The organism is Kitasatospora sp. NPDC041988, assembly GCF_055588525.1.
In genome coordinates, this window is record NZ_JBVJCO010000011.1 from 151,119 (window position 1) to 176,770 (window position 25,652).

Below are 25,652 nucleotides of genomic sequence, written 5' to 3' on the forward strand. Positions count from 1 at the left end.
ATGTCGTCGGTGTCCGAGGTCAGCAGGATGACCGGCCGCTGCTGCGGGGCTCCGGCTGATGCGTGCCGGTAGGGGCCGGGGGGTGCCAGTCGTAGGTCGCGCCCGCGCGGCTGAGCAGGACACGGTCGGGGAGGAGGCCGCCGAGGGTGAGGGCGGCGTCGCGGAGCAGGACGGCGAGCGGGGAGCGGCGGGCGATCAGGGTACCGATGCGGCGGGAGCCGGCGACGACCGAGGTGGCGCGGGGGAGGCGGGCGGCGGTGTAAGCGGGGAGGGTGGCGGCCGGGTCGGTGCCGGGGGTGATGCCGGCGGCGAGGACGACCGCGTCCTCGATGGCCTGGCAGGCGCCCTGGCCCTGGAACGGGCACATGGCGTGGGCGGCGTCGCCGAGCAGGGCGACCCGGCCGCGGTGGTAGGCGGGCAGCGGGTCGGCGATCTCCCGGACATCGTGGCGCAGCACCTTGGCGGGGTCGGCCGAGGCCAGCAGCTCCGGCACGGGCGCGCACCAGTTGCCGTACAGCCGCAGCAGTTCGGCCCGCTCGTCGCCGTCCGTCGCGCGGGCCCCGGCGGGGGCGAGGGCGGCGCCGTACACGTACACCCGGCCGTCGGCGAGCGGGACGACGCCGACGAGCCGGCCGCGCCCCCAGATCTCGCCGGCGGCGAACGGCGCGCGCGGCGGTTCGGCGATGATGGTGCGCCAGGTGGTGAAGCCGGAGTAGCGCGGGCCGGGGTGGTGCGGGAAGAGCAGGGCGCGGCTCGCGGAGCGTATGCCGTCGGCGGCGACCACCAGCTCGGCGGGTCGCTCGCCCGCTCGGGTGCGGACCACGGCCGGCCGGTCGGCGTCGCCCGGGTCGGCCAGTTCGGCGGGGGAGTTGGTGCGGATGCTGCCGGCCGGGAGGGCGTCGACCAGGGCGTCGATGACGGCGGTGCGCGGGACGGCGATCACCTTGTCGCCGAAGAACGCCTCGACCGCGTCGCTGCCGGTGCGGGCGAGCCAGCGGCCGGAGGGGCGGCGCAGGCCGACGGCGGGATGTGGGGAGGCGAGGGCGCGCAGCCGGTCGCCGACGCCGAGTCGGTCGAGGGCACGGAGCGCGTTGGGGGCGAGGGCGAGGCCGGCGCCGACGGGTTCGAGCGAGGCGGCGCGCTCGTGGACGGAGACGGTGACGCCCTGGCGGTGGAGGGCGACGGCGGCGGCCAGCCCACCGATGCCTCCGCCGATGACGACGGCTTGTGGCTCTGCCTGGTCCATGGGGACTCCTCTCGGACTACACCTGTAGTTTCGGTGTCGAGAGCACCGTACTACATCTGTAGTGTGAGTTGGGTGCTTATCCCGGAACCCGCGAAAATCGGACCCATGACACCCCCGCGTCCGACGCTGATCGCCGACACCGCCATTGCCCTGATCGCCGAGCGCGGCCTGCGCGGGCTGACCCACCGCGCGGTGGACGAGGCGGCCGGACTGCCCACCGGTTCGACCTCCAACCTCGCCCGGACCCGGGCCGCCCTGCTGGAGCTGGCGCTGACCCGGATCGCGGTGCTGGAGTCGCCGGGCGTCCTCGCGGCGGCCGTACCGGCCAACCCCGAGGCCGGGCCGCGCGACGTGCTCGCCCAGGTCGCCGCCGGCGCCGTGTACCAGGCGCTGACGGCCGGCCGCGCGCTCACCGTGGCGCGCTTCGAACTGGCCCTGGAGGCCACCCGCCGCCCCGAACTGCGCGCCGTCTACGACCGGTTGGGCGCGGGCTTCGTCGACTTCGCGGTCTCCGCGCTGGAGCGCTGCGGCTCCCGCACGCCGGACGCGGACGCCCGCCGGCTGGTCCGCTGGTGCGAGGGCGTGCTGATCAACGTGACGGCCGGCAGCGGTCACGGCCGTACGCCGGAACCGGCCGAGCTGCGCGAGGAGGTGGCGGGCTACCTCGCCGCGCTGCTCGACCGGGAGCCGTAGGGCGACCACTCCGCCACCGTCACCACCGGCTCGTGCGGGGGGTTGTGAACTGCTGGGGGTTGAGGTCGTTTCCGTGCACATAAGTGGCGGGCGCGGTGGGGGGCGTCCCGAACACCGTTCGGGATGCTCGCGGTGACCAGACCTGGGTCCAAGACCCACTCCTGACCACTTGATTGGAACGGCTTCGGCACCCAGTCAACCGTAGCGCCGGCGGGCCGCGTTCAGCGGATGGCCCGCTCCGCGACGAGTCGGGCGCAGGCCGCCGCGTCGGTGCGGGAGGTGTCCACCTCCAGGTCGTACCGGACGCCGTGGTGCACGGCCTCGGCCTGGGCGGCGGCCATGCCGGTGGCGCGGTCGCCCCGGGCCCGTTCCCGGGCGGCGGCGACCTCGGGCGTGCAGTGCACGCCGACCCAGAGCACGTCCAGGCCGTCCAGGGCCCGGCTCCAGCGCTGCTGCGAGGCGGTGGTGCCGAGGAAGACCTCGTCGACGATGATCCGGGCGCCGGCCCGGGCCATCGCCGCGACGCCGATGGTCCAGGCCTCGTCCAGTGCGGCGAAGGCGGGCCCGACGGTCACCGTGCCGTCGCCGTCGTCCAGCCCGCCGATGCCCTGGCCGTCGCCGTCCTGCCCGTCGCGCAGCGCGGCGGGCAGCGCGTCGACCAGGGTGTCGGCCCCGAGGGTCAGCCACGGGTCGGGCAGCAGCTCCTGGAGGTGGCGGGCGATGCTCGACTTCCCCGAGCTGGAGCCTCCGTTGAGGACGATCACCTGTGCAGCGCTCATCCCGCCACCCTAGACCGACGGCCTGGACCGACGACCTCCCGCTCAGCCCGCCCGATGCGCGGCCGCGGCGGCCGCGAAGGAGGCGGCGAGCTGCGGTGATCCTGCCCAGTGCAGGTGCAGATACGAAGCGTGAACGTTGTCGAGGGCGCCGCCGGCGAAGCCCTCGGTGCGCGGGCCGGTCGGCAACCGCCAGCCCCAGGCGGGCCGTTCGCCCGCCGCGGGCTCGCAGACCGTGCGGTGGAACTCGTGCCCGCGCACCCGGGTGCCGGCCGGCGCGAGCGGCGAGTCGTGCAGTGCCACGGCCTCCCGGTACCCGAGGGTCAGCCGCTCGGTCATCCGGGCCGCCGTGTCCAGCACGCCGCACATCGGCAGGCCGTCCAACTCCTGCCCGAGGTAGAGCAGTCCGGCGCACTCGGCGGCGATCGGCGCACCCGAGGCGGCGAACGCGGCGATCGCCGTGCGCAGTTGCCTGTTCGCGCTCAGTTCCCGGACGTACAGCTCGGGGAAGCCGCCGCCTATCACCAGGCCGGCCGTGCCCTCGGGCAGCGCGCCGGCGTGCAGCGGGTCGAACGGGACCACCTCGGCGCCGGCCGCGGTGAGCAGCTCGGCGTTCTCCGCGTACGAGAAGGAGAAGGCGGCGCCGCCGGCCACCGCGATCCGGGGCGCGCCGGCGACCGGGGTGACCTCGGCGGTGGCGTCCCAGGGGGCGGCGTCCAGCGGCGGAGCGGTCCGGGCCAGCGCCAGGACCGCGTCCAGGTCCACCGAGGCGGCGATCAGCCCGCCCATGTCGGCCACCGCCTTCAGCGCCTCCGCCGAGCGCTCCACGGCGGGGATCAGGCCGAGGTGGCGGGAGGGCGTGGCGACCGCCGCCGAGCGGCGCACCGCACCCAGCACGGGCACGCCGGAGCCCTCCTCCAGTGCCTCGCGGAGCAGCAGCTCGTGCCGGTCGGAGGCGACCCGGTTGAGGATCACCCCGGCGAGCCGGACCTCCGGGTCCCAGGAGGCGAAGCCGTGCACCAGCGCGGCCACCGAGCGGGACTGCGAGGAGGCGTCCACCACCAGCACCACGGGTGCCCGCAGCAGCTTGGCCACGTGCGCGGTGGACGCCAGCTCGCCGCGCCCCGACGCGCCGTCGAACAGCCCCATCACGCCCTCGACCACCGCCACGTCCGCGCCGGCCGCGCCGTGCAGGAAGAGCGGCGCGATCCGCTCCGGTCCGCACATGAACGCGTCCAGGTTGCGGCCCGGCCGCCCGGCGGCCAGCGCGTGGTAGCCCGGGTCGATGTAGTCCGGGCCGACCTTGTGCGGGGAGACCGCCAGCCCGCGTGCGGCGAGCGCGGCGATCAGGCCGGTGGCGACGGTGGTCTTGCCGGAGCCGGAGGACGGCGCGGCGACGACGAGACGGGGGATGGTGTTCAACGGCCCACTACTTTCAACAGGCTGCCACTCTCAACGGGCTACCACTCGATACCGCGCTGGCCCTTGCGGCCGGCGTCCATGGGGTGCTTGACCTTGGTCATCTCGGTGACCAGGTCGGCGAAGTCGGTCAGTGCCCCGGGGGCGTACCGGCCGGTGATGACGACGTGCTGGCTGCCCGGGCGGTCCTTCAGCACGGACACCACCTCGTCCGGGTCGACCCAGCCCCAGTGCATCGGGTAGGTGAACTCGTCCAGCACGTAGAAGCGGTAGGTCTCGGCGGCGAGGTCGCGCTTGACCTGCTCCCAGCCCTCCTTGGCCGCCGCCTCGCTGTCCATCTCCATCTCGCTGGAGCGCTGGATCCAGGACCAGCCGGAGCCCATCTTGTGCCAGTCGACCGTGCCGCCCTCGCCGGAGGCGCCGAGCACGCGCAACGCGTTCTCCTCGCCGACCTTCCACTTGGCGGACTTCACGAACTGGAAGACCCCGACCGGCCAGCCCTGGTTCCAGGCCCGCAGCGCCATGCCGAACGCGGCGGTGGACTTGCCCTTGCCGGGGCCGGTGTGCACGGCCGTGATCGGCAGCGTGCGGCGCTGACGGGTCGTCAGGCCGTCCTCGGGAACGCTCTCGGGAATACCCTTGGGCATCGGGATCAGGCCGCCTTTCGCATCGCATGAGTGGAGCGGTTCTCGCGGACGAGCGAGGCCACGCCCTCGGCGCGCAGCTCGTCCAGGGTCACGGCGGAGGCGCCGAGTTGCGCCGCCAGCGTACGGGCCAGACCGAGCCGGACCGGCCCGGATTCGCAGTCCAGCACCACGCTCGCCACGCCCTGCGCGGCCAGCAGTCCGGCCGCCCGCCGCGACTGCGCGACGGCGTCCCGGGCGCCGGTGGCCCGGCCGTCGGTCACCACGACCAGCAGCGGACGGCGGTGCGGGTCGCGCATCCGCTCGACCCGCAGCACCTCGTGCGCCCGCAGCAGCCCGGCCGCCAGCGGGGTCCGGCCGCCGGTGGGCAGCGACTCCAGCCGGGCCGCGCCGACCTCGACGGACGAGGTGGGCGGCAGTGCCAGCTCGGCGGCCGCGCCGCGGAAGGTGACCATGCCGATCTTGTCGCGGCGCTGGTAGGCGTCCATCAGCAGCGAGAGAACGGCGCCCTTGACGGCGGTCATCCGCTGCCGGGCCGCCATCGAGCCGGAGGCGTCCACCACGAAGAGCACCAGGTTGGACTCCCGGCCCTGGCGGACCTGCTCGCGGAAGTCGTCCTTGTGCAGCACCAGCGCCCGGGACGCCCGCCCGCGCGCCACCTGGTGCGGCGCGGCGGCCTGCAGGGTGGCGCTCAGGTGCAGCCGGGCCAGCCGGCCCTGCGGGCGGCGGGCGCGGATGGTGTGGCCGCCGTCGGTCTCGGCGGGGGAGCGGCGGCCCTGGGCGCCCTTCCCGGTGCCGTCCACCTTGAACAGCTTCGTCCGGTACGGATCGCCGGCCGCCACCGGGGCGGACTCCCGTGCGGGGGCGGGGTGCTGGGCCGGTACCGGCTGCTGCCCGGGGGCGTCCTGGGGGGCGTCCTCGGGGGCGGGGGCGTCGGCGCCCTCGGGGGCCGGGGGCCCGGCCGGCTCGGGCGCGCCGCCGCCGCCGTTGTCGGGGCCGCCGCCGTCCGGACCGGGGCCGTCGTCCTCGGGGCCCTCCGGCTGCGGGTCGTCCGGCCGCGGGTCCTCGGGCTGCGGGTCCTCGGGCTGGGCGTGCTCCTCCAGCGTCCGGTCCAGCTGCTCCTCGTCCAGCCCGGGCGCGTCGAAGGGGTTGCGCCGGCGGCGGTGCGGCAGTGCCAGCTGGGCGGCCTTGCGGACGTCCTCCTCCAGCACCTCCGTCCGCCCCGCCCAGGCGGCCAGCGCGACGGCGGTGCGCGCCATCACGATGTCCGCGCGCAGCCCGTCGACCTCGAACGCGGCACAGACGGCGGTGATCTGACGGAGGGCCACATCGGTCAGCTCGACCTTCGGCAGCAGCTCCCGTGCGACGGTGATGTGTTCGGCGAGCGCCCGCTCGTCCTCGGCGAACCGCGCGGCGAAGCCGGCCGGGTCGGCGTCGTACGCCAGCCGGCGGCGGACCACCTCGGCGCGCTCGGCCGGCTCCCGGGTGGCGGCGATCTCGACGGTCAGGCCGAACCGGTCGAGCAGCTGCGGCCGCAGCTCGCCCTCCTCCGGGTTCATCGTGCCGACCAGCAGGAACCGCGCCGCGTGCCGCACCGAGACACCCTCGCGTTCGACGTACGAGCGGCCCATCGCGGCGGCGTCCAGCAGCAGGTCCACCACGTGGTCCTGGAGCAGGTTGACCTCGTCGATGTAGAGCACGCCGCGGTGCGCCTGGGCCAGCAGCCCTGGCTCGTACGCCTTGACGCCCTCGGCGAGCGCCCGCTCCAGGTCGAGCGAGCCGACGATCCGGTCCTCGGAGACGCCGACCGGCAACTCGACCAGCCGGGCCGGGCGTTCGGACGCGGACGGACCGCCGTGCGTGCCGTCCGGGCAGTGCGGGTCCGGCGCGGCCGGGTCGCAGGCGAAGCGGCAGCCGTCGACGGTGGCGATGGACGGCAGCAGGCCGGCCAGCGCGCGCACCATGGTCGACTTGGCGGTGCCCTTCTCGCCGCGCACCAGCACGCCGCCGACGGCCGGGGAGACCGCGTTGAGCAGCAGCCCGAGCCGCAGGTCGGCCATGCCGACGATCGCGGTGAAGGGGTAGCGGACGTCACTCATGATTCTCCAAGGGGGCCCCGGGCGGCAGGAACGGCAGCGAACCCGCGGCCGGCACCCCGCCCTCGATCAGCTTCCACAGCGCGTCGGTGTCCGCGTGCTCCTCGATCAGGTCGCCCAGCCGGTCGAGCCGGGCCTCGCGCGCCTCGGCGAACGAGACGTCCGGCGCGGGCACGAACGCCCGGCCCGACAACCCGGCCACCTCGCGCAGCAGTTCGCGCCGGAATCCGTCGTTCTCCAGCGCACCGTGCCAGGTCGTGCCCCAGACCGCCCCTACCCGGCAGCCGTCCAGGCTCTGCCCCTGGTCATCAGAGAAGAACGCCTCCCCGCCCTCGACGGACACCACCCCGTGGTGGATCTCGTACCCCTCGACCCGCTGCCCGTACGCCTCGCCGACCGGCTGGCCGAGCACCTTCTCGGCACCGAAGCGGACGTGCGTGGGCAGCAGCCCGAGGCCGTCGACGGCGCCGGCCTTGGACTCGACCTCGTCCACGATGGTGCGCGCCAGCATCTGGTAGCCGCCGCAGACCCCGAGGACCGGCAGTCCGGCCGCCGCCCGCGCCCTGATCGCCTGCTCCAGGCCGCGCTCGCGCAGCCAGGCCAGGTCGGCGACGGTGGCACGGGTGCCGGGCAGGACGACCAGGTCGGCGTCGGCCAGCTCCTCGGGCCGGGTGGCCCAGCGGACCAGGACGCCCGGCTCCTGGGCCAGCGCGTCCAGGTCCGTGAAGTTGGAGAGCCGGGGGAAGCGCACCACGGCCACCCGCAGCACGTCCGCGCCGAGCGGCCCGCGCCCGGCGGTCCGGTCGACCACGGTCGACAGGTCGAGCGAGTCCTCGGCGTCCAGCCAGAGGTCCGGCAGCATCGGCAGGGTGCCCAGCACGGGGCGGCCGGTCAGCTCGCGCAGCATCTCCAGGCCGGGCGCGAGCAGCCGCGCGTCGCCCCGGAACTTGTTGACGAACCAGCCGGCCACGTGCCGCTGGTCCTGTGCCGAGAGCAGCGCCAGCGTCCCGTACATCGCGGCGAACACCCCGCCGCGGTCGATGTCGCCGACGACCACGACCGGCAGCCCGGCGGCGGTGGCCAGGCCCATGTTGGCGATGTCGCGGTCCCGCAGGTTGATCTCGGCGGGAGAGCCGGCGCCCTCGCAGACCACCACGTCGTAGCGGCGGCGCAGGTCGGCCAGGCACTCCAGGGCGCGCTCCAGCAGGACGGGCTTGCGTTCGCGGTAGTCCAGCGCGCCCACCTCGGCCACCGGGCGGCCGAGCAGCACCACCTGGCTGCGGCCGTCCGCGCCCGGTTTGAGCAGCACCGGGTTCATCGCCGCCTCGGGCTCCACCTTGGCCGCCTGGGCCTGCATCGCCTGGGCGCGGCCGATCTCGGCGCCGTCGGCGGTGACGAAGGAGTTCAGCGACATGTTCTGCGCCTTGAACGGCGCGACGGCGACACCCTGCCGGGCCAGCCAGCGGCAGATACCCGCGGTGACCACGCTCTTGCCCGCGTCCGAGGTCGTTCCGGCGACCAGCAGCGCGTTGCTCATGCGTTCCCCCTCCTTCTCGTGAAAGCCCGGATCACCAGGTGCCCGGCCACGGTCGTACCCAGTGCCAGCGCGCCCACCCGGCGGGAGAGCCGGCAGGCGCGTTCGATGTCGTCCACCGTCACCGGCCGCAGCTCCGCGCCCAGCACCGGCCGGTGCTCGACGCGCGAGCCGTAGTTCAGGGTCCCGCCGAGCCGGACGCCGACCGCTCCGGCGAAGGCCGACTCGGCCTGGCCCGCGTTGGGGCTCGGATGCGCGGAGCCGTCCCGGCGCCAGACCCGCCAGGCGGTCCGGGGCTCGGGCGCGGCGGCCACCGTCAGCAGGGCGGTCAGCCGGGCGCCCGGCCAGCCCGCCACGTCGTCCAGCCGCGCCGAGGCCCAGCCGAACCGGGCGTGCCGCGGCGAACGGTGGCCGACCATCGCGTCCAGGGTGTTGACGGCCCGGAACGCCAGCAGCCCGGGCGTGCCCGCGACCGTGCCCCAGACCAGCGCGTTCACCACGGCGTCTGCGGTGTTCTCGGCGACCGACTCGACCACCGCGCGGGCGATCTGCTGTTCGTCCAGCGCGCTCGGGTCGCGCCCGCACAGGTGCGGCAGCCGCGCGCGGGCCGCCGTCAGGTCGCCGGCGTTCAGTGAGCGGGCGATGGTCCGGGCCTCGCGGGTCAGCGAGGTGCCGCCGAGCACCGTCCAGGTCGCGGCGGCGGCCAGCGCGGCCCGGCCCAGCGGCCGGCGGCCGAGGACGCGCTCGGCGGCCACCGCGCCGGCGGCGACGGTGCCCACGCAGAGCGCGGTGTAGGCGGTGCCGGCGGCCCGGTGGTCGCGCCAGAGCCGCTTCTCCAGCCGGCCGGCCGCGCTGCCGAAGACGGCCACCGGGTGGCCGCGGCGCGGGTCGGCGAACCGGGCGTCGGCGAGATACCCCGCGGCGGCACCCAGCGCGAAGGCGGCGGCGCGGGTCAGCGGGCGCACGGCGGACAGCAGAGGGCTCGGAGGGGCGGGGCAGCCTGCATGGCGTGCGTGTCCTCACTCAGGGTCCGCGCCCTGGATCGACGTACCGGGGGCGAGAGTCTCCTGGCTTCCGGGTCGAACGCACTCCCGGGCCTTCCAGCGGCTTCTGACGGCCCGCCGTGGCATCGTCCGGACGTGCTCCCCGGTGACAGTGGCGGGACCGCGCCGGACTCTCACCGGCTTCCTCTGCATGCCTCCGTATTGGCTGAAGGATCCCATCACGCGGCCGAACCGCGAGTCAACCAAGGTCACGGAGGGTTTGGTCACACGGTCTTCATGTTTCCCGCCCCGTTTCCGTCCCCGTCGCTACCTCTGATCGTCACCCCCCGCAGGGGCATGACAGCCTGTGCGATCGTCCAGCGGCCTGTAGAGCCCTACAGTCGCGCTTCGTGTGTTCGGCGGCTGGGGCAGTCCAACCACCGACCCCTACCGTCGGGCCATGCGACGAAGACAGCCACCCGCCGTGCCCCCGGTGCCCTTCTCGCCCGCGGCCGCCCGCGCGCATCGCGCCGGCCTGGGCCTGACCCCCGAGCGGGTGGCCGAGGGCATGGCCGCGCACGGCGTGCGGCTGCTGCCCGCCCATGTGCTCGGCTGGGAGAGCGGCGAGCTGCGCCCCACCGAGGAGGAGTTCATCGCGCTGGCCCGCGCCCTCTGGTGCCCGCCGGCCCAGCTGATGGGCGTCCGCCCGGCCGGGCTGAGGGACTTCCGGGTCGCCCGCGAGCTCAACCAGGAGAACGCGGCCCGCAGGATCGGCATGGCCCTGCACCACTACCAGCGGGCCGAGGCCACCGGCCGCTGGGACGGTGACCAGGAGCAGACGTACGCGCTCGCCCAGGTGCTCGGCCTGACCCTGCGCGAGCTGGTCGCGGTGACGGGCCGTCGGGACGAGCTCGACCAGCGGCTGCGGCAGTGTGTGGACGGCCGCTGGCAGGCGCACGTCCGGGCGATCGGCCGGATCGTGCCGGTCGACGAGAGCGAGCTCGCCGCCGTGCTGACGGCGCTGCAGAACGAGAACCAGGTCTCCTCCCACTGGGGCGCCGGCAGCTGGGGCTCCCCGGCCCCGGCGGCGCGGAGCACGCAGCCGGAGCGGCCGCTCGGCGAGCGGTTCTGGGAGCTGCTCGGGCGGCTGGAGACCGAGATCCCGGCCTGAGCGTCTTCCCGGCACGCGCCCCGGAGCGAGCCCGGCATGACCCGGACGGCCGTGTCCGGTGGCCGGCCGCCGCCCCCGCGAGTGGACTGGTGGGCACACTGCCCAGTCCGCGACACTGGTGGGCACACTGCCCAGTCCGCGACCAACAGAGCGGGGAGCGATATGCGTTGGGGAACCGCGGCCGCCGTGGCGGCCGCCGTCGTCGGTACCGGGGCCGCCGTGCTGGTCATCGGCCGACGGGCCTCCGAGCGGATGGTCCGCCCGGCGGGCCGGGAGCGGGCCGCCGGCCCCGTCCTGGTCCAGGCCCTCGCCGCCGGACGCGCCACCTTCACCCGCAGCCCGGAGAGCGCCCGCCCCGGCCGCTGGGCCGTGGAGTGGGGCGACGGCGGGCACGCCGTGGTCGACGAGATCCTGCACAGCGACGAGCAGGGTGTCACCCGGCGGCTGGCCCGCGCGGACCGCGGCACCCTGACACCCGGCACCGCCGTCCGCTTCACCCCCCGCGTCCACCTCGGCGACCCGACCAGCGCCCTCGGCCTGCCGTACTCCGAGACCTCCGCGGCGGGCGAGCTGGGGGCCCTGCCCGCCTGGTACCTCGACGGCAAGCGCGGTACCTGGGTCGTGCTGATCCACGGCGCCGGCGCCGACCGGCAGCAGACCCTCCCGGTGCTTCCGCTGCTGGACCGGCTCGGCCTGCCCGTCCTGGCCGTCACCTACCGCGGGGACGCGGGCGCCCCCGCGTCCCCGGACGGCCTCGGCCACTTCGGCGAGACCGAGTGGCGGGACGTCGAGGCGGCCGTGCGGCTCGCCCTGGACAGCGGCGCCGGCCGGATCCTCCTCTACGGCTGGTCGCTCGGCGCCACCATCGCCCTGCAGACCGCCGCCCGGTCCGCCTGGGCGTCCTCGGTCAGCGGCCTGATCCTGGACTCGCCCGTCCTCGACCTGCCCGCCACCGCCCGCCGGGGCGCCGCCCGAGCCGGCTTCCGCGGCGCCGCCGCCGGACTCGGCGTCCTCGCGGCGGAGGGCCGCACCGGCGTCGACCTGGCCGACTTCGCCCGGATCGCGGACGGTACCGACCTGCGGGTGCCCACCCTCGTCCTGCACGGCCCCGACGACCCGGTGGCGCCCTGGCAGGCCGCTGCCCGGCTCGCCGATCACCGCTCCGACGTGGTCAGCCTCCTGGCCTTCCCGGGCGGCGACCACGCGGCCCTCTGGAACGCCGACCCGGCCCGCTACGAGGAGCACCTCCGCCGCTGGCTCACGCCGCTCCTCTGACCCCGGTCCTGCCCCCGCTCCCACCCCCGGTGGCACCCCCGGCGGCCGAGCCGTGCCACCGGGGGTGCCGTGCCGCCTTCACCTGCCGTCTCCGTGGCCTCCTCGCCCCCTCCTCTTCCTCCTCCCACCCCTCACCCTGCTGTCCTGACGTGCCCACGCCACACAGATCCGGCCAGGCGGTTTGGCCTCTGTTGCCCGATCTTGTGGACCCCCTGTGCCCGCCTCCCGGCGCCCGTGAAGAACCGGATGTGACAGATGGCCGGTACAAGGGGAAGACTGCACGACGTGACGTCTCGGAACCCGCGCGACCGTGATGCCCCGCTCCCGCCGACGATCGGTTCCGGTGCGACGGTTACCCGTCTCCCCGGAACGGCCCACCACCCCGCCGGCGCCCGGCCGGGCGGCCCCGGCGTACCCCGCCGACGAGGCCCCGCACCCACCCCTGGCCGCGGCCGGGTCCCGGTGCCCGAGGGCTTCCCCGCTCCCGCCGAGCTGGCCCCATTGGCCCGGCGGATGCTGGTCGACGCCGTCCGGATCGCCCGCTGGGCCGGTGAGCTCGCCGAGGTCGACAAGCGTGGCGAGCTGCTCCCCGAGGACGCCCGCGCGGCCGGCCGCGCGCTGGCCATGACGGTCGGCGCCGCCGCCAACGCGTGGGGCCAGGCCCTGCTGGTCGGCCTGGTCGAGGCCCGGGACGGCGGCGCCGCCCCCGGCTGGCGCCTGCACGCCTGGGAGCACGACGACGAGGCCGTGGTCCGCGGCTGGTCCGCGCTGTTCGACGCCTGGACGCTCCTCGCCCCGGTGCCGCCGGCCGCCCTGCGCGGCGTCTTCGCGGTGCTCGCCGGGCAGGCCGTCGACCAGGCGCCGCAGCTGCTCTCCTTCCTGCACCTGGTGGCCGGCCCGGTCGCCGACAGCGAGCTGCTGGAGCTGCTGCGCCGAGGCCTGGACGAGCGCCGGGTCGGCGGCGGCACCGGTGCGCTGGGCCTGTCGCCCGTGCCGCACGCCGCGTCCGCCGTCTCGGCCGTCCGCGGCACCTGCCGCGAGCCGCAGATCGACACCCCGGCCGCGACCGCCGACGTCGCCGCCGTCCTGGACTGGATGCTGGACGGCCTGGCCGCCGTCGGCGCGGTGGTCCGCAAGGACGAGGCGGCCGAGCTGTCCCCGCTGGGGCACTGGGCGGTCCGGGCCAAGCTGGAGGAGATCTGCACCGTCGCGCAGACCGCCGCCGGCCACATCGAGCAGAGCGCCTTCGAGCTGCTCAACGCCTGCGCCGACTACTCGCCGGGCCCGGCCCGCGCCGAGTTCCGCGCCTGGGTGGCCGCCCGCCCGGCCGACCGGGCCGTGGCCGAGCTGCTGGACGCCGCGCAGGGCGACGACGCCCTGGTGCGCGGCCTCGCCTTCGAGGCGCTGCGGGTGGCCGGTTCCACCGCCGAGCAGGCCGTCCGGGCCGCCGTGGACGAGCCGGTGCTGCGCCCGTACGCGCTGCTCTGGCTGGCCGAGCAGTCGGACGAGGGCGTGGCCCCGGCGGACGTGCTGGGGGCGGAGGACGCCGCCTGGCTCTGGGTCGACACCGCCGCGGCCGTGCTGGACCACGGGGAGACCGAGCTGCTGGTGGGCCATGTCGAGGGCGCCTCGGCCGGTGACCCGGTCCGGCTGTTCGCCCGCGCCCGGCAGTCCGGGCACCCCCGGGCGGCCTCGGTGCTGAACGCCGTCTCCGGAGTCCACCCCGACCCCGGCGTGGCCCGCGCGGCCCGCCGTTCGGCCTTCAGCGTCCACCGCGGCGGCGCCTGAGCCGCCCGGACACCCGCGTCACCCGGACGACACCGGGTATGACGAAGGGCCCGGATCCGTTCACCGGATCCGGGCCCTTCGTCGCTTGTGCCGTGTTCAGTCGAGCCGAGACTCGGCGCGGCGCGCCCGCACGTCCCCGACCTTCTGGCCGACCTTGCGCCGGATGACCAGCAGCGGGGCCATCGCGGCCAGCGTGATCTGGCCGTAGGCGCCGATGTGCAGCAGGTAGTCGCCGCCCTTGAGGCCGGTCGCCCAGGCCGCCAGGCAGCCGATCGAGAGGACGATCCAGCAGAGCGTGGCGGTGGCCAGCAGCCCCTGCGGCTTCGGGTACTCGATCCGGCTCATCATCAGGTACGCGGTGCCCGCGATGGCCAGCAGACCGGGCAGGAACGGCGGGTCGAGCAGCACGATGGCGATCACCGTCATGGCGCCCATCGGGCAGGGCATGCCCTGGAACACCCCCGGCCGCATCTTCACGGCCGAGAAGCGGGCCAGCCGCAGCACCACGGACAGCAGCACCGTCAGCGCGATCAGGGCCGAGAGCCGGCTGTCGGAGCCCGGCGAGACCATGCCCCAGACCGCGACGAAGTAGGCCGGCGCGATGCCGAAGCTGATCAGGTCGGCCAGGTTGTCGAGTTCGGCCCCGAGGGCGGAGGAGCGCAGCTTGCGCGCCACCAGCCCGTCGAAGAGGTCGCACATCGAACCGATCAGCAGCAGCGTCACCGCGGTGGCGGCACTGTGCTTGTCCGGCGCGGCGTCCGGGTTGGTGATGTGCGGGACCAGGACCCCGGTGGTGATCGAGTAGATCGCCAGGAAGCCGCAGACGGCGTTCCCCAGGGTCAGGAAGTCGGCGGTGGACAGGTGCTGCGGAGAGCGCGGAGCACGCAGCTCGCGGTCGCGCGCCCAGCGGCGGCGGCGCAGGGCCGTCTCCTCGTCGTCCAGACCGACGATCGTCTCAGGTTCAGTCACGGTCAAGGCGCGTCACCCCGGCTGTGGTCTTCTGGCCGACCTCGACGCCGACCTCGACGCCGGCCGGCAGGTAGGTGTCGACCCGGGACCCGAAGCGGATCAGACCGATCCGATCGCCCTGCTCGACCTTGGTACCGGCGTCCACGTACGGCACGATCCGGCGGGCCACGGCCCCCGCGATCTGCACCATCTCGATGTCGCCGATTTCGGTGTCGAAGTGCCAGACGACCCGCTCGTTCTGGTCGCTGTCCTTGTTGAACGCGGGCACGAAGCCACCGGCGACGTGCTCGACGGACGTCACCGTGCCGGGCAGGGGCGCCCGGTTGACGTGGACGTTGAGCGGGCTCATGAAGATCGCCACCCGGGTGCGGCCGTCCGGCCAGGCGTCGATGCTCTGCACCACGCCGTCGGCGGGCGAGATCACCGTGCCGGTGCCGATCTCACGCTCGGGGTCGCGGAAGAACCACAGCATGCCCGCGCCGAGCGCACAGGCAGGAACAGCCGCCAGGGCCCACTTGCCACTGCGCCGGGTGAGGGCGGTGGTCACGGCGGCCGTGGCGAGGGTGGGGACGAACCAGGGGGTGGCTCCGCGCGCGATGGTCACGCGGGGTCGCCGACCGGCCGTCGTGGCTGCGAGGGCATCGCGGTCCGTGACGGAGGTGTGAGGGGACGGGCTGATGGGCATCGAAGACCTTTGTCGCGGGGGATCATGGCCGCTGGACGGGGGCCACCGCGGGGATCGAGTAATAGAGGGACGGCTGCTGTCCCGGTGGATGCTATCGGGAGCACACGGTGGGTGGGCAACCCGCCTGCTCGTTCACGTGTCCTGCGTGAGGCGCCGCTGCGCCTCCTTGGTATACGACCGTAGCTCGACCCGCTCCGGTTCCCAAGGGTCCGGACGGGGCTGGTGACTCTTGTCTCAACAGGCGGGCCGACGGAACCGGGCGCGGCGTGGCGCCGTACCCCGGGTGGGGCGCGGTGTCGTCGCCCGGTGGGGCGGGTGAGGGTGCGCCGAAGCGGCCGCAAGGCGCGTGACAGCAGCTGTACGCCCTGCGGCCGCTTCGGGAGCCGTGCCGGACCCCAGGCGGACCAGGCCGGGGCCGTGGTGGGCACGGCGGGGTGCCGGGACGGGCCCGCACGCCCGTCGTCCGGCCGTCATCGGGCCGTTCGCCCGGCTCCCCGGCGCGTCGCCGCACCGGGGAGCCGGGCACCGTCGGTCACTCCGCGATGCGGTACTCCTCCAGCAGGCGGCGGCCGACGATCATCTTCTGGATCTCCGCAGTACCTTCACCGATGAGCAGCATCGGGGCCTCGCGGTAGAGGCGCTCGATCTCGTACTCCTTCGAGAAGCCGTAGCCGCCGTGGATGCGGAAGGCGTCCTCGACGACCTCCTTGCAGTACTCGGAGGCGAGGTACTTGGCCATGCCGGCCTCGAGGTCGTTGCGCTCGCCGCTGTCCTTCTTGCGGGCGGCCATCACCATCATCTGGTGGGCGGCCTCGACCTTGGTGGCCATCTCGGCGAGCTTGAACTGGATCGCCTGGTGCTCGGCGATCTTCTTGCCGAAGGTGGAGCGCTGCTGGGCGTAGGAGATGCCCAGCTCGAAGGCGCGGCGGGCGACGCCGCAGCCGCGGGCGGCCACGTTGACGCGGCCGACCTCGACGCCGTCCATCATCTGGTAGAAGCCCTTGCCCGGGACGCCGCCGAGGACGCGGTCGGCCGGGATGCGGACGTCCTGGAGCACCAGCTCGGTGGTGTCGACGCCCTTGTAGCCCATCTTCTCGATCTTCCCGGGCACGGTGAGGCCGGGGACGGTCGGGTTCGGGCCGAAGCCCGCCGTCTTCTCGATCAGGAAGGTGGTCATGTTCTTGTACGGGGTGTTGCCGCCCTCGTCGGTCTTGCAGAGCACCGCGACCAGGGTGGACGTGCCGCCGTTGGTGAGCCACATCTTCTGGCCGTTGAGGACGTAGAAGTCGCCGTCCTTGACGCCCTTGGTGGAGATGGCCGAAACGTCGGAGCCGAGGCCGGGCTCGGACATCGAGAAGGCGCCGCGGATCTCGCCGGCCGCCATCTTCGGCAGGAAGTAGTCCTTCTGCTCCTGGGTGCCGTGCGCGTTGATCATGTGCGCCACGATGAAGTGCGTGTTGACGATGCCGGAGACGGACATCCAGCCGCGGGCGATCTCCTCCACCACGAGGGCGTAGGTGAGCAGCGACTCGCCGAGGCCGCCGTACTCCTCGGGGATGGTGAGCCCGAAGAGGCCGAGCTGCTTCATGCCCTCGACGATGGCGGTCGGGTACTCGTCCTTGTGCTCCAGCTCGGTCGCGACCGGAATGATCTCCTTGTCGACGAAATCCCGCACGGTGGCGAGAATGTCCCGCTGGATCTCGGTGAGGCCGTCGGTCTGTGCGAGGCGTCCCATCGTGCGGCTCCTGTGGCGAAGAGAGAAGGGGTGTCGCGCGCGGCACGCCCTGGAAAGGGTGGCGGCGGGCAACGGAGGGTGGGGGAGAGAGCGAAGAGCGGGGGGGGGATTGCCGGGGGCCCTGCCGGCGTGGCTGCGGCAGCAGGGCCCCCGTTCCGGGTGGGGATCGGCCGATGACGGCGGCCTACCCGTCCGGGGTCCAGGAGCTCCGAGGTACGGGAGCTCCGGGGTCCGTGGGTCTCCTGGGCTCAGGAGAGGGGAGTGGGACGGCCGGGCTGCTCGCCGCCGCGCTCCTTGATGTACGTCTCGGTCGGCACCATCACCTTGCGGCGGAAGATGCAGACGACCGTGCCGTCCTGCTTGTACCCCTTGGTCTCGACGTAGACGATGCCGCGGTCGTCCTTGGACTTGGACGGCCACTTGTCGAGCACGGTCGTCTCGCCGTAGATGGTGTCGCCGTGGAAGGTCGGCGCGATGTGCCGCAGCGACTCGATCTCCAGGTTGGCGATCGCCTTGCCGGAGACGTCCGGGACGGACATGCCGAGCAGCAGCGAGTAGATGTAGTTGCCCACCACGACGTTCTTGCCGAAGTCCGTCGTCTTCTCCGCATAGTTGGTGTCCATGTGGAGCGGGTGGTGGTTCATGGTGAGCAGACAGAAGAGGTGGTCGTCGTACTCGGTGACCGTCTTGCCGGGCCAGTGCTTGTAGACCGCGCCGACCTCGAACTCCTCGTAGGTGCGTCCGAACTGCATCTCAGTGGTCCTTAGGGGGTCAGGCCTGCGGGGGCTCGAACTTGGAGGTGCGCTGGAAGCCGGCGGCCCGGCCCTTGCCCGCGATGACCAGGGCCATCTTGCGGCTGGCCTCGTCGATCATCTCGTCGCCGAGCATCGCGGAGCCCTTGGCGCCGCCCGCCTCGGAGGTGCACCAGTCGTAGGCGTCGAGGATCAGCTCGGCGTGGTCGTAGTCCTCCTGCGAGGGCGAGAAGATCTCGTTCGCGGCGGAGACCTGGTCCGGGTGGAGCACCCACTTGCCGTCGAAGCCGAGCGCGGCGGCGCGGCCGGCCACCTCGCGGTAGCCCTCCTGGTTGCGGATCTGCAGGTAGGGGCCGTCGATGGCCTGCAGGTCGTTGGCGCGGGCGGCCATCAGGATGCGCATCAGGATGTAGTGGTAGGCGTCGGCCGGGTAGCCGGCCGGCTGCTCGCCGACCACCAGGGACTTCATGTTGATCGAGGCCATGAAGTCGGCCGGGCCGAAGATGATGGTCTCCAGGCGCGGGGAGGCCTCGGCGATCGCGTCGACGTTGATCAGGCCCTTGGCGTTCTCGATCTGCGCCTCGATGCCGATCTTGCCGACCTCGAAGCCCATGGTCTTCTCGATCTGGGTGAGCAGGAGGTCCAGCGCCTTGACCTGCTCGGCGTCCTGGACCTTCGGCAGCATGATGCAGTCGAGGTTCGGACCGGCGCCCTCGACGACCGTGATCACGTCGCGGTACGTCCAGTGGGTGGTCCAGTCGTTGACCCGGACGACCTTGGTCTTCTTGCCCCAGTCGCCGTTGTTCAGCGCGTCGACGATGTTGTGCCGGGCGCTCTCCTTCACCAGGGGGGCGCAGGCGTCCTCCAGGTCGAGGAAGACCTGGTCGGCCGGGAGGCCCTGGGCCTTCTCCAGGAAGCGCGGGTTGGAGCCCGGCACGGCGAGGCAGGAGCGGCGGGGGCGCAGGCGGTTGACGTTAGCCATGAGGGGTGGTCGATTCCTTCCGAGATCAGCTGCTGGACGCGGCGGGGGTGGGCGTCCACGGCTGGAGCCTGTTGGCCAGCCGGATCTCGTCCACGATCCGGCCGATGATGGTCGTGATGCCGAAGTCCTTCGGGGTGAACACGGCGGCGACGCCGGCGGCCTTGAGGGCCTCGCCGTCCGCTGCCGGGATGATGCCACCCACGATCACCGGGACATCCTCCACCCCGGCCCGGCGCAGCCGGTGCAGGACGTCGGGCACCAGCTCGGAGTGGGCGCCCGAGAGGATCGACAGGCCGACGCAGTGCACGTCCTCCGCGACGGCCGCGGAGACGATCTGCTCGGGCGTCAGCCGGATGCCCTGGTAGACCACCTCGAACCCGGCGTCGCGGGCCCGGACGGCGATCTGCTCGGCGCCGTTGGAGTGCCCGTCCAGGCCGGGCTTGCCGACCAGCAGGCGCAGCTTGCCGCTGCCCAGCTCGGCGGCGGTCGCGGTGACCGCCGCACGGACGGCGGCCAGCTCGCCGCCGGGCTCGGCCGCCACGGCGACCGGGGCGCCGCCGACGCCGGTGGGCGCGCGGTACTCGCCGAAGACCTCCCGCAGGGCGAAGGACCACTCGCCGGTGGTGACCCCGGCGCGGGCGCAGGCGAGCGTCGCGGCCATCAGGTTGGCGTCGGTGGCGGCGACGGCCTTGAGCTCCTCCAGTGCGCGCAGCGCCGCGCTCTCGTCGCGCTGCTCGCGCCACTTCTCCAGGGAGGCGAGCACGGACTGCTCGGAGGCCGGGTCGACCACCATGATCGCGGTGTCGAGGTCGGCCGTGAGCGGGCTCTCCTCGGTGGTGTCGAAGCAGTTGACCCCGATGATCTTGTCCTCGCCGGACTCGATCCGGGCCCGGCGGGCGGCGTGCGAGGCGACCAGGTTGGACTTCAGGTAGCCGGACTCGACAGCCGGGATCACCCCGCCCATCTCCAGCACCTTGGCGATCTCGGCCTCGGCGCCGGCCAGCAGCGCGGCGGTCTTGGCCTCGATCACCTCGGAGCCGTTGAAGATGTCCCCGTACTCCAGCAGGTCGGACTCGTAGGCGAGCACCTGCTGGATGCGCAGCGACCACTGCTGGTCCCACGGCCGGGGCAGGCCGAGCGCCTCGTTCCAGGCCGGCAGCTGGACGGCCCGGGCGCGGGCGTCCTTGGAGAGCGTGACGGCGAGCATCTCCAGCACGATCCGCTGGACGTTGTTCTCCGGCTGCGCCTCGGTCAGGCCCAGCGAGTTGACCTGGACGCCGTAGCGGAACCGGCGCTGCTTCGGGTCCTGGATTCCGTACCGCTCCAGCGTGACCTTCTCCCAGAGCTGGGCGAAGGCGCGCATCTTGCACATCTCCTCGACGAAGCGCACGCCGGCGTTGACGAAGAAGGAGATCCGGGCGACCACCTCGCCCATCCGCTCGGCCGGCACCTGGCCGGAGTCGCGGACCGCGTCCAGCACCGAGATGGCGGTGCACATCGCGTAGGCGATCTCCTGGACCGGGGTGGCCCCGGCCTCCTGGAGGTGGTAGCTGCAGATGTTGATCGGGTTCCACTTGGGGATGTTGCCGACCGTGTAGGCGATCATGTCGGTGATCAGGCGCACCGAGGGCCCGGGCGGGAAGACGTGCGTCCCGCGCGAGAGGTACTCCTTGACGATGTCGTTCTGGGTGGTGCCGGTGAGCCTGGCGATGTCGGCGCCCTGCTCCTCGGCGACCACCTGGTAGAGCGCCAGTAGCCACATCGCGGTGGCGTTGATCGTCATCGAGGTGTTGGTCTGCTCGAGCGGGATGCCGTCGAACAGGGTGCGCATGTCCCCGACGTGGCCCACCGGCACCCCGACCCGGCCGACCTCGCCGCGGGCGAGGATGTGGTCGGAGTCGTAGCCGGTCTGGGTCGGCAGGTCGAAGGCCACGGAGAGGCCGGTCTGGCCCTTCGCGAGGTTCCGCCGGTAGAGCGCGTTGGAGTCGCTCGCGGTCGAGTGCCCCGCGTACGTGCGCATCAGCCAGGGCCGGTCACGCTTCTGGTCGGTCATCGGATCGCCCTTAGATGTCGCGGAAGCGGTTGATGGCCGGCAGGTGCTTGGCGCGGAACTCCTCGTCGCGCACGCCCAGGCCCTCCTCCGGAGCCAGGCAGAGCACGCCGACCTTGCCCTGGTGCTTGTTGTGGTGCACGTCGAGGGCCGCCTGGCCGGTCTCCTCCAGGGAGTAGACCTTCGACAGGGTCGGGTGGATCTTGCCCTTGGCGATCAGGCGGTTCGCCTCGAACGCCTCGCGGTAGTTGGCGAAGTGCGAGCCGACGATGCGCTTCAGCGACATCCACAGGTAGCGGTTGTCGTACTGGTGCATGAAGCCGGAGGTCGAGGCGCAGGTGACGATGGTGCCGCCCTTGCGGGTGACGTACACCGAGGCACCGAAGGTCTCGCGGCCGGGGTGCTCGAAGACGATGTCCACGTCCTCGCCGCCGGTGAACTCGCGGATCTTCGCGCCGAGGCGCTTCCACTCGCGCGGGTCCTGGTTGTGCTCGTCCTTCCAGAACTTGTAGCCCTCGGCGGAGCGGTCGATGATCGCCTCGGCGCCCATCGCCCGGCAGATCTCGGCCTTCTGGTCGTTGGAGACCACGCAGATCGGGGTGGCGCCGCCGGCCAGCGCGTACTGGGTGGCGTACGAGCCGAGGCCGCCGCTGGCGCCCCAGATCAGGACGTTGTCGCCCTGCTTCATGCCCGCGCCGTTCTGCGAGACGAGCTGGCGGTAGGCGGTGGAGTTGACCAGGCCGGGGGAGGCGGCCTCCTCCCAGGTGAGGTGCTTCGGCTTGGGCAGCAGCTGGTTGGTCTTCACCAGCGCGAGCTGGGCCAGGCCGCCGAAGTTGGTCTCGAAGCCCCAGATCCGCTGCTCCGGGTCCATCATCGTGTCGTTGTGGCCGTCCGGGGACTCCAGCTCGACCGAGAGGCAGTGGGCGACGACCTCGTCGCCCGGCTTCCAGGCGTTGACCCCGGCTCCGGTGCGCAGCACGACGCCCGCGAGGTCCGAGCCGACCACGTGGTACGGCAGGTCGTGGCGCTTGGTCAGCGGCGAGAGCCGGCCGTAGCGCTCCAGGAAGCCGAAGGTGGAGACGGGCTCGAAGATCGAGCTCCACACGGTGTTGTAGTTCACCGCGCTCGCCATGACGGCGACCAGCGCCTCGCCGGGGCCCAGCTCGGGCAGGGCGACATCGTCGAGGTGAAGGGACTTGCGCGGGTCCTTGTCGCGGCTGTCGAGGCCCGCGAACATCTGCTCCTCGTCCTTGTGGAGCGTGACGGCTCGGTAGGACTCGGGGAGCTTGATCGCGGCGTAGTCCTCCGACGTGGCGTTGTCGCTGAGGATCGCGTCGAGGATTTCCTGCATGGCTGCCTCCGAAGGCGTACCTGTGTGAGGGGCACAGGGCGTCTGGGGGAGCCGGGAGCGGACACCGGCTTCGCTGAAATGGGTGGTGGGTGGTGTGGCTGGTGGGCCTGGCGTGCGGGGCACAGCTCCCGGGGTGTGGGAGCGCCGGACGACGGCGCGCCGAGGTGGGGAGCCGCGGCGCCGCGGACTGGTGGGTAACAAGGTAGTGGCACCCTGTGCCACTCGTAAAGACACCGGGTGTCATCAATTCAGGTGAACCAAATCCGCGTTCGAGCGCCCGTGCGCGGCTGTGCAAAGGGCCCGCACCGGCACTCCGGTACGGGCCCTCGAAATCGCCTCAAACGGCTTTGACCTGCGAAAATGATGGAGGTCAGGCCCCCCTGGCGCCGCTCAGCGCGGCCCTGATGCTGTCCACCACGACATCCAGCGGAGCGTCGGTCCGGGCCACTGTGATGAGTACCTCACCTCCGGGGCTGGCACTCAGTGCGCTTGCGGCCGCCTCCTCCAGTCCCGTCACACTGGCACCGGGTGCCACCAGTGACCCGCGCCGGCGGGCGCCGGGAGCGGAGGCGGCCCAGAAGGTCCGCCGGATCACCTCGAAGGAGTGGTCCAGCTGCGCCTCCACGTCCCCCCGACCGCCGGCCCGCAGCCAGCGCCGCAGCACGTGGTTGTGGGCCGCGACGACGGCCGCCGCCGACACCTCGGCCAGCATCGAGTCGTCCTCGCCGCCGTGCTGCCAGCCCGAGGGGATCTCCCCGGCGGTGTCGAACCGCCCCAGCAGGTACCGGGTGAAGAGCCGCTCGTACCGCGCCACCACGGCGATCTCCCGCTCGCGCAGCGCCGGTACCTGACGGATCAGCTGGTACCGGGCGACCGAGACGGCCGGGGTGGAGGCGTACATCCGCAGCACCTCCTTGATCCCCCGGCAGACCACGTCCAGCGGGTGCTCCTCGGGCTCGGCGCTGGCCAGCAGGTCGGCCACCCGGACCAGGGTGTCGTCGTGGTCCGGGAAGATCGCCTCCTCCTTGGACCGGAAGTACCGGAAGAAGGTCCGCCGGGCCACCCCGGCGGCCGCGGCGATCTGGTCGACCGTCGTCTCCTCGTAGCCCTGCGAGGCGAACAGCTCCATCGCGGCGGTGGCCAGGTCCTGGCGCATCTGCTGGCGCTGCGCGGCCGCCCGGCGGCTGCCCGGGCCCCCGTCGGAGGCGGCGGGGCCGGACCCGGCCGGCCGGTCGGCGCTGCGCGGTACGGCGGAGTGCTGCGGGGAGGCTGACTGAACCCGATCCATGCCCGGAACGCTACACGTCCCGGCGGCCGGTGCCGCGGGCCTTCCCCGCCGCACCGGCGCGACCGGGCCGGTCACGGCCGGTCTGGGCCAGCGGGCGGACACCGTCCCGGGGTTCCAGCCCGGCCGCGCCGCACCGCCGGTCACCGCGGCGCCGGGGGCCGGCCCACCGGCCGAGGGCGTGGTCACCGGCGCGCGTGGTCGCGGAAGCCGCGGCCGGTCTTGCGGCCCAGGCAGCCGGCCGCCACCAGGTGCTCCAGCAGCGGAGCCGCGGCCAGGCCCGGCTCGCGGAACTCCTGGTGCAGCACCTTCTCGATGGTCAGCGAGACGTCCAGGCCGACCACGTCGAGCAGCTCGAACGGGCCCATCGGGTAGCCGCAGCCCAGCTTCATCGCGGTGTCGATGTCGTCCACCGTCGCGTAGTGCTCCTGGAGCATCCGCACCGCGTCGTTCAGGTACGGGAAGAGCAGCGCGTTCACGATGAAGCCGGCCCGGTCGCCGCACTCCACCGGGTGCTTCTTCACCTTGGCGCACAGCTCCAGCACGGTCGCGGTGACGTCCGGCGCGGTGAGCACCGTGGAGACCACCTCGACCAGCCGCATGGCCGGCGCCGGGTTGAAGAAGTGCATGCCGATCACGTCCTGCGGCCGCGAGGTGGCCGAGGCGCAGCTGATCACCGGCAGCGAGGACGTGGTGGTGGCGAGCACCGCGCCGGGCTTGACGATCTTGTCCAGGGCGGCGAACAGCTCGCGCTTGACCGCCAGGTCCTCGGCGACCGCCTCGACCACCAGGTCGACGTCGGCCAGCTCGGCGTACTGCCCGACCGGGGTCACCAGCTCCAGCGCCGCGTCCCGCTGCTCCGGGGCCAGCCGGCCCTTGGAGACGGAGCGCTCCAGCGACTTCGCCAGCTGCGCCTTGGCCCGCTCCGCCTTCTCCAGGCTGCGGGCGGCCAGCAGCACCCGGTACCCGGCCTTGGCGAACACCTCGACGATGCCGGTGGCCATGGTGCCCGAGCCGCAGACGCCGACGCTGCGCACCTCACGGCCCGGCACCTCCGCCCGCGCCGGCCCGGTGGCGGCGTCGACCGCCTTGGACGAGCCGGGCGCCTCGTAGGTGTAGAAGCCGCGGCCGGACTTGCGGCCCAGCAGCCCGGCCGAGACCAGCTGGCCGAGGATCGGCGCGGGAGCGTGCAGCCGGTCCCGGGACTGCTCGTACATCGCCTCCAGGACGGTCCGGGCGGTGTCCACGCCGATCAGGTCGAGCAGCGCCAGCGGGCCCATCGGCAGGCCGCAGCCGAGCCGCATCGCGGCGTCGATGTCCTCCCGGGTGGCGTACCTGGACTCGTACATCGCGGCGGCCTGGTTCAGGTACGCGAAGAGCAGCCCGTTGACCACGAAACCGGCCCGGTCGCCGGCGGCCACCGGCTCCTTGCCGAGGTCCCGGGCGAACGCCGCGGCGTCCTCGGCCACCTGCGGGGCGGTCAGCACGGTGCGGACCACCTCGACCAGCTTCATGGTGTGCACCGGGTTGAAGAAGTGCAGGCCCAGCACCCGCTCCGGGCGGGCGGTGGCGGCGGCGATCCGGGTCACCGACAGCGCGGTGGTACCGGTCGCCAGCACCGTGCTCTCCGGGCAGATCCGGTCCAGTTCGGCGAAGAGCTCCCGCTTCAGCTCCAGCTGCTCGGGCACCTCCTCGATCACCAGGTCCGCCTCGGCGGCGGCCGCCAGCGCGTGGCCGACCGAGATCTGCGCGAGCAGCGCGGTCCGCTCCTCGGCGGTGATCCGCTCCCGGGCCACGGCGTGCGCGGTCGCCTCCTCGATCCGGGCCAGCGCCCGGGCGGCGGAGTCCTCGTTGGCCTCGATGCCGATCACCCGGCGGCCGCTCTTCGCGACCGCCACCGCGACGCCGGCACCCATCGTGCCGAGGCCGACCACGGCGACTGTGGGGAAGGGACGCTCCATTGTCCTGACTCCTTGTCATGAGGGCCCGCGCGCGCTCCGACGGACGCGCCGGCGGAGGAGGGTCCGCGCGCGGGGGGCTGGGAGATGACGGTTGCGGCCACCGACGCAGCCGCCGGTCCGCTCCGGCCGTGCTGCGGGTGTGCCGTGTACTCAGGCGCTCAAGGTGAAGGAAGCGACTCTGATACGAGGAGAGAGTCCGGCCCCGCCGCGATCCGCGGCACCGGCCGGTGAAAGACGCACCGCGCGCCCGCCGCGAA

The 25,652-nt window shown here is 73.6% G+C and carries 20 protein-coding genes and 1 riboswitch; of the genes, 4 read left to right on the top strand and 16 right to left on the bottom strand.

Annotation, left to right across the window (positions count from 1 at the left end; translation table 11 throughout):
* Positions 1–19: 19 nt before the first annotated feature.
* A complete protein-coding gene (locus tag ACZ6NC_RS14270; RefSeq protein WP_465732390.1) occupies positions 20–1,246 on the bottom strand; it encodes an FAD-dependent monooxygenase in 1,227 nt (408 codons plus the stop codon).
* Between the two features lie 105 nt (positions 1,247–1,351).
* On the opposite strand from ACZ6NC_RS14270, the gene ACZ6NC_RS14275 reads away from it, so the two are divergent.
* Positions 1,352–1,939: a TetR/AcrR family transcriptional regulator gene (locus ACZ6NC_RS14275; RefSeq protein WP_465732392.1), complete on the top strand. Its 588-nt coding sequence runs from the start codon at positions 1,352–1,354 to the stop codon at positions 1,937–1,939.
* Between the two features lie 221 nt (positions 1,940–2,160).
* Here ACZ6NC_RS14275 and cpt read toward each other — a convergent pair whose 3' ends face one another.
* Genes cpt through ACZ6NC_RS14305 form a run of 6 tightly spaced genes read right to left on the bottom strand, consistent with a single transcriptional unit; the run spans position 2,161 to position 9,373 of the window.
* Positions 2,161–2,718 carry a chloramphenicol phosphotransferase CPT gene (cpt, locus tag ACZ6NC_RS14280; RefSeq protein ID WP_465732394.1) on the bottom strand — a complete coding sequence of 186 codons (558 nt, stop codon included), beginning with the start codon at positions 2,716–2,718 and terminating at the stop codon, positions 2,161–2,163.
* Between the two features lie 42 nt (positions 2,719–2,760).
* Positions 2,761–4,137, bottom strand: a complete 1,377-nt coding sequence (locus tag ACZ6NC_RS14285; RefSeq protein WP_465732396.1) for a cobyrinate a,c-diamide synthase — start codon at positions 4,135–4,137, stop codon at positions 2,761–2,763.
* Positions 4,138–4,175: 38 nt separating this feature from the next.
* Positions 4,176–4,781, bottom strand: a complete 606-nt coding sequence (gene cobO / locus ACZ6NC_RS14290) for a cob(I)yrinic acid a,c-diamide adenosyltransferase (protein ID WP_465732398.1) — start codon at positions 4,779–4,781, stop codon at positions 4,176–4,178.
* 5 nt (positions 4,782–4,786) lie between these two features.
* The gene (locus ACZ6NC_RS14295; RefSeq protein ID WP_465732400.1) at positions 4,787–6,877 is read right to left on the bottom strand and encodes a putative cobaltochelatase; all 2,091 of its coding nucleotides are present in this window, start codon (positions 6,875–6,877) and stop codon (positions 4,787–4,789) included.
* Positions 6,870–8,411, bottom strand: coding sequence for a cobyric acid synthase (locus ACZ6NC_RS14300; RefSeq protein ID WP_465732401.1), 1,542 nt, complete (start codon positions 8,409–8,411; stop codon positions 6,870–6,872). Before ACZ6NC_RS14300 ends, ACZ6NC_RS14295 begins: the two co-directional genes overlap by 8 nt.
* On the bottom strand, positions 8,408–9,373 hold the full coding sequence (locus ACZ6NC_RS14305) for a cobalamin biosynthesis protein (RefSeq protein ID WP_465732403.1): 966 nt from the start codon (positions 9,371–9,373) through the stop codon (positions 8,408–8,410). Before ACZ6NC_RS14305 ends, ACZ6NC_RS14300 begins: the two co-directional genes overlap by 4 nt.
* 93 nt (positions 9,374–9,466) lie before the next feature.
* A riboswitch (cobalamin riboswitch) is annotated at positions 9,467–9,627 on the bottom strand.
* A 224-nt stretch (positions 9,628–9,851) separates the two neighbouring features.
* Between ACZ6NC_RS14305 and ACZ6NC_RS14310 the strand changes: the two genes are divergently transcribed.
* The 3 genes from ACZ6NC_RS14310 (at position 9,852) to ACZ6NC_RS14320 (ending at position 13,625) form a co-directional block, all read left to right on the top strand.
* A complete protein-coding gene (locus ACZ6NC_RS14310; RefSeq protein ID WP_465732405.1) occupies positions 9,852–10,562 on the top strand; it encodes a transcriptional regulator in 711 nt (236 codons plus the stop codon).
* Positions 10,563–10,724: 162 nt separating this feature from the next.
* Positions 10,725–11,837, top strand: a complete 1,113-nt coding sequence (locus ACZ6NC_RS14315; RefSeq protein WP_465732407.1) for an alpha/beta hydrolase family protein — start codon at positions 10,725–10,727, stop codon at positions 11,835–11,837.
* A 462-nt stretch (positions 11,838–12,299) separates the two neighbouring features.
* Positions 12,300–13,625, top strand: coding sequence for a hypothetical protein (locus ACZ6NC_RS14320; RefSeq protein WP_465732409.1), 1,326 nt, complete (start codon positions 12,300–12,302; stop codon positions 13,623–13,625).
* Positions 13,626–13,721: 96 nt separating this feature from the next.
* On the opposite strand, the gene ACZ6NC_RS14325 is transcribed toward ACZ6NC_RS14320, so the two are convergent.
* From ACZ6NC_RS14325 to ACZ6NC_RS14365, 9 genes are all read right to left on the bottom strand, one after another.
* Positions 13,722–14,600, bottom strand: coding sequence for a CDP-alcohol phosphatidyltransferase family protein (locus tag ACZ6NC_RS14325; protein ID WP_374105984.1), 879 nt, complete (start codon positions 14,598–14,600; stop codon positions 13,722–13,724).
* The gene (locus ACZ6NC_RS14330) at positions 14,587–15,279 is read right to left on the bottom strand and encodes a phosphatidylserine decarboxylase (protein ID WP_465732411.1); all 693 of its coding nucleotides are present in this window, start codon (positions 15,277–15,279) and stop codon (positions 14,587–14,589) included. The genes ACZ6NC_RS14325 and ACZ6NC_RS14330 overlap by 14 nt, the downstream gene beginning before the upstream one ends.
* 532 nt (positions 15,280–15,811) lie before the next feature.
* Positions 15,812–17,014, bottom strand: a complete 1,203-nt coding sequence (locus ACZ6NC_RS14335) for an acyl-CoA dehydrogenase family protein (RefSeq protein WP_465732413.1) — start codon at positions 17,012–17,014, stop codon at positions 15,812–15,814.
* A 248-nt stretch (positions 17,015–17,262) separates the two neighbouring features.
* Positions 17,263–17,766, bottom strand: a complete 504-nt coding sequence (locus ACZ6NC_RS14340; protein WP_030059972.1) for a MaoC family dehydratase — start codon at positions 17,764–17,766, stop codon at positions 17,263–17,265.
* 19 nt (positions 17,767–17,785) lie between these two features.
* Positions 17,786–18,748: an HpcH/HpaI aldolase/citrate lyase family protein gene (locus ACZ6NC_RS14345; protein WP_465732415.1), complete on the bottom strand. Its 963-nt coding sequence runs from the start codon at positions 18,746–18,748 to the stop codon at positions 17,786–17,788.
* 25 nt (positions 18,749–18,773) lie between these two features.
* The gene (locus tag ACZ6NC_RS14350; protein ID WP_465732417.1) at positions 18,774–20,801 is read right to left on the bottom strand and encodes a protein meaA; all 2,028 of its coding nucleotides are present in this window, start codon (positions 20,799–20,801) and stop codon (positions 18,774–18,776) included.
* 10 nt (positions 20,802–20,811) lie between these two features.
* Complete coding sequence (gene ccrA, locus ACZ6NC_RS14355) at positions 20,812–22,149, bottom strand: crotonyl-CoA carboxylase/reductase (RefSeq protein WP_465732419.1); 1,338 nt, start codon at positions 22,147–22,149, stop codon at positions 20,812–20,814.
* A gap of 370 nt (positions 22,150–22,519) precedes the next feature.
* Entirely contained in the window at positions 22,520–23,437 is a 918-nt protein-coding gene (locus ACZ6NC_RS14360) for a TetR family transcriptional regulator (RefSeq protein WP_465732421.1), read from the bottom strand.
* Between the two features lie 182 nt (positions 23,438–23,619).
* A complete protein-coding gene (locus ACZ6NC_RS14365) occupies positions 23,620–25,395 on the bottom strand; it encodes a 3-hydroxyacyl-CoA dehydrogenase family protein (RefSeq protein WP_465732423.1) in 1,776 nt (591 codons plus the stop codon).
* Between the last annotated feature and the right edge of the window lie 257 nt (positions 25,396–25,652).

Excerpts from the sequence above, each read along its gene's own strand:
- ACZ6NC_RS14270 (WP_465732390.1), bottom strand. The coding sequence starts at position 1,246 with ATGGACCAGGCAGAGCCACAAGCCGTCGTCATCGGCGGAGGCATCGGT.
- ACZ6NC_RS14275 (WP_465732392.1), top strand. The coding sequence starts at position 1,352 with ATGACACCCCCGCGTCCGACGCTGATCGCCGACACCGCCATTGCCCTG.
- cpt (WP_465732394.1), bottom strand. The coding sequence starts at position 2,718 with ATGAGCGCTGCACAGGTGATCGTCCTCAACGGAGGCTCCAGCTCGGGG.
- cobO (WP_465732398.1), bottom strand. The coding sequence starts at position 4,781 with ATGCCCAAGGGTATTCCCGAGAGCGTTCCCGAGGACGGCCTGACGACC.
- ACZ6NC_RS14295 (WP_465732400.1), bottom strand. The coding sequence starts at position 6,877 with ATGAGTGACGTCCGCTACCCCTTCACCGCGATCGTCGGCATGGCCGAC.
- ACZ6NC_RS14300 (WP_465732401.1), bottom strand. The coding sequence starts at position 8,411 with ATGAGCAACGCGCTGCTGGTCGCCGGAACGACCTCGGACGCGGGCAAG.
- ACZ6NC_RS14310 (WP_465732405.1), top strand. The coding sequence starts at position 9,852 with ATGCGACGAAGACAGCCACCCGCCGTGCCCCCGGTGCCCTTCTCGCCC.
- ACZ6NC_RS14315 (WP_465732407.1), top strand. The coding sequence starts at position 10,725 with ATGCGTTGGGGAACCGCGGCCGCCGTGGCGGCCGCCGTCGTCGGTACC.
- ACZ6NC_RS14330 (WP_465732411.1), bottom strand. The coding sequence starts at position 15,279 with ATGCCCATCAGCCCGTCCCCTCACACCTCCGTCACGGACCGCGATGCC.
- ACZ6NC_RS14335 (WP_465732413.1), bottom strand. The coding sequence starts at position 17,014 with ATGGGACGCCTCGCACAGACCGACGGCCTCACCGAGATCCAGCGGGAC.
- ACZ6NC_RS14340 (WP_030059972.1), bottom strand. The coding sequence starts at position 17,766 with ATGCAGTTCGGACGCACCTACGAGGAGTTCGAGGTCGGCGCGGTCTAC.
- ACZ6NC_RS14345 (WP_465732415.1), bottom strand. The coding sequence starts at position 18,748 with ATGGCTAACGTCAACCGCCTGCGCCCCCGCCGCTCCTGCCTCGCCGTG.
- ACZ6NC_RS14350 (WP_465732417.1), bottom strand. The coding sequence starts at position 20,801 with ATGACCGACCAGAAGCGTGACCGGCCCTGGCTGATGCGCACGTACGCG.
- ccrA (WP_465732419.1), bottom strand. The coding sequence starts at position 22,149 with ATGCAGGAAATCCTCGACGCGATCCTCAGCGACAACGCCACGTCGGAG.
- ACZ6NC_RS14360 (WP_465732421.1), bottom strand. The coding sequence starts at position 23,437 with ATGGATCGGGTTCAGTCAGCCTCCCCGCAGCACTCCGCCGTACCGCGC.
- ACZ6NC_RS14365 (WP_465732423.1), bottom strand. The coding sequence starts at position 25,395 with ATGGAGCGTCCCTTCCCCACAGTCGCCGTGGTCGGCCTCGGCACGATG.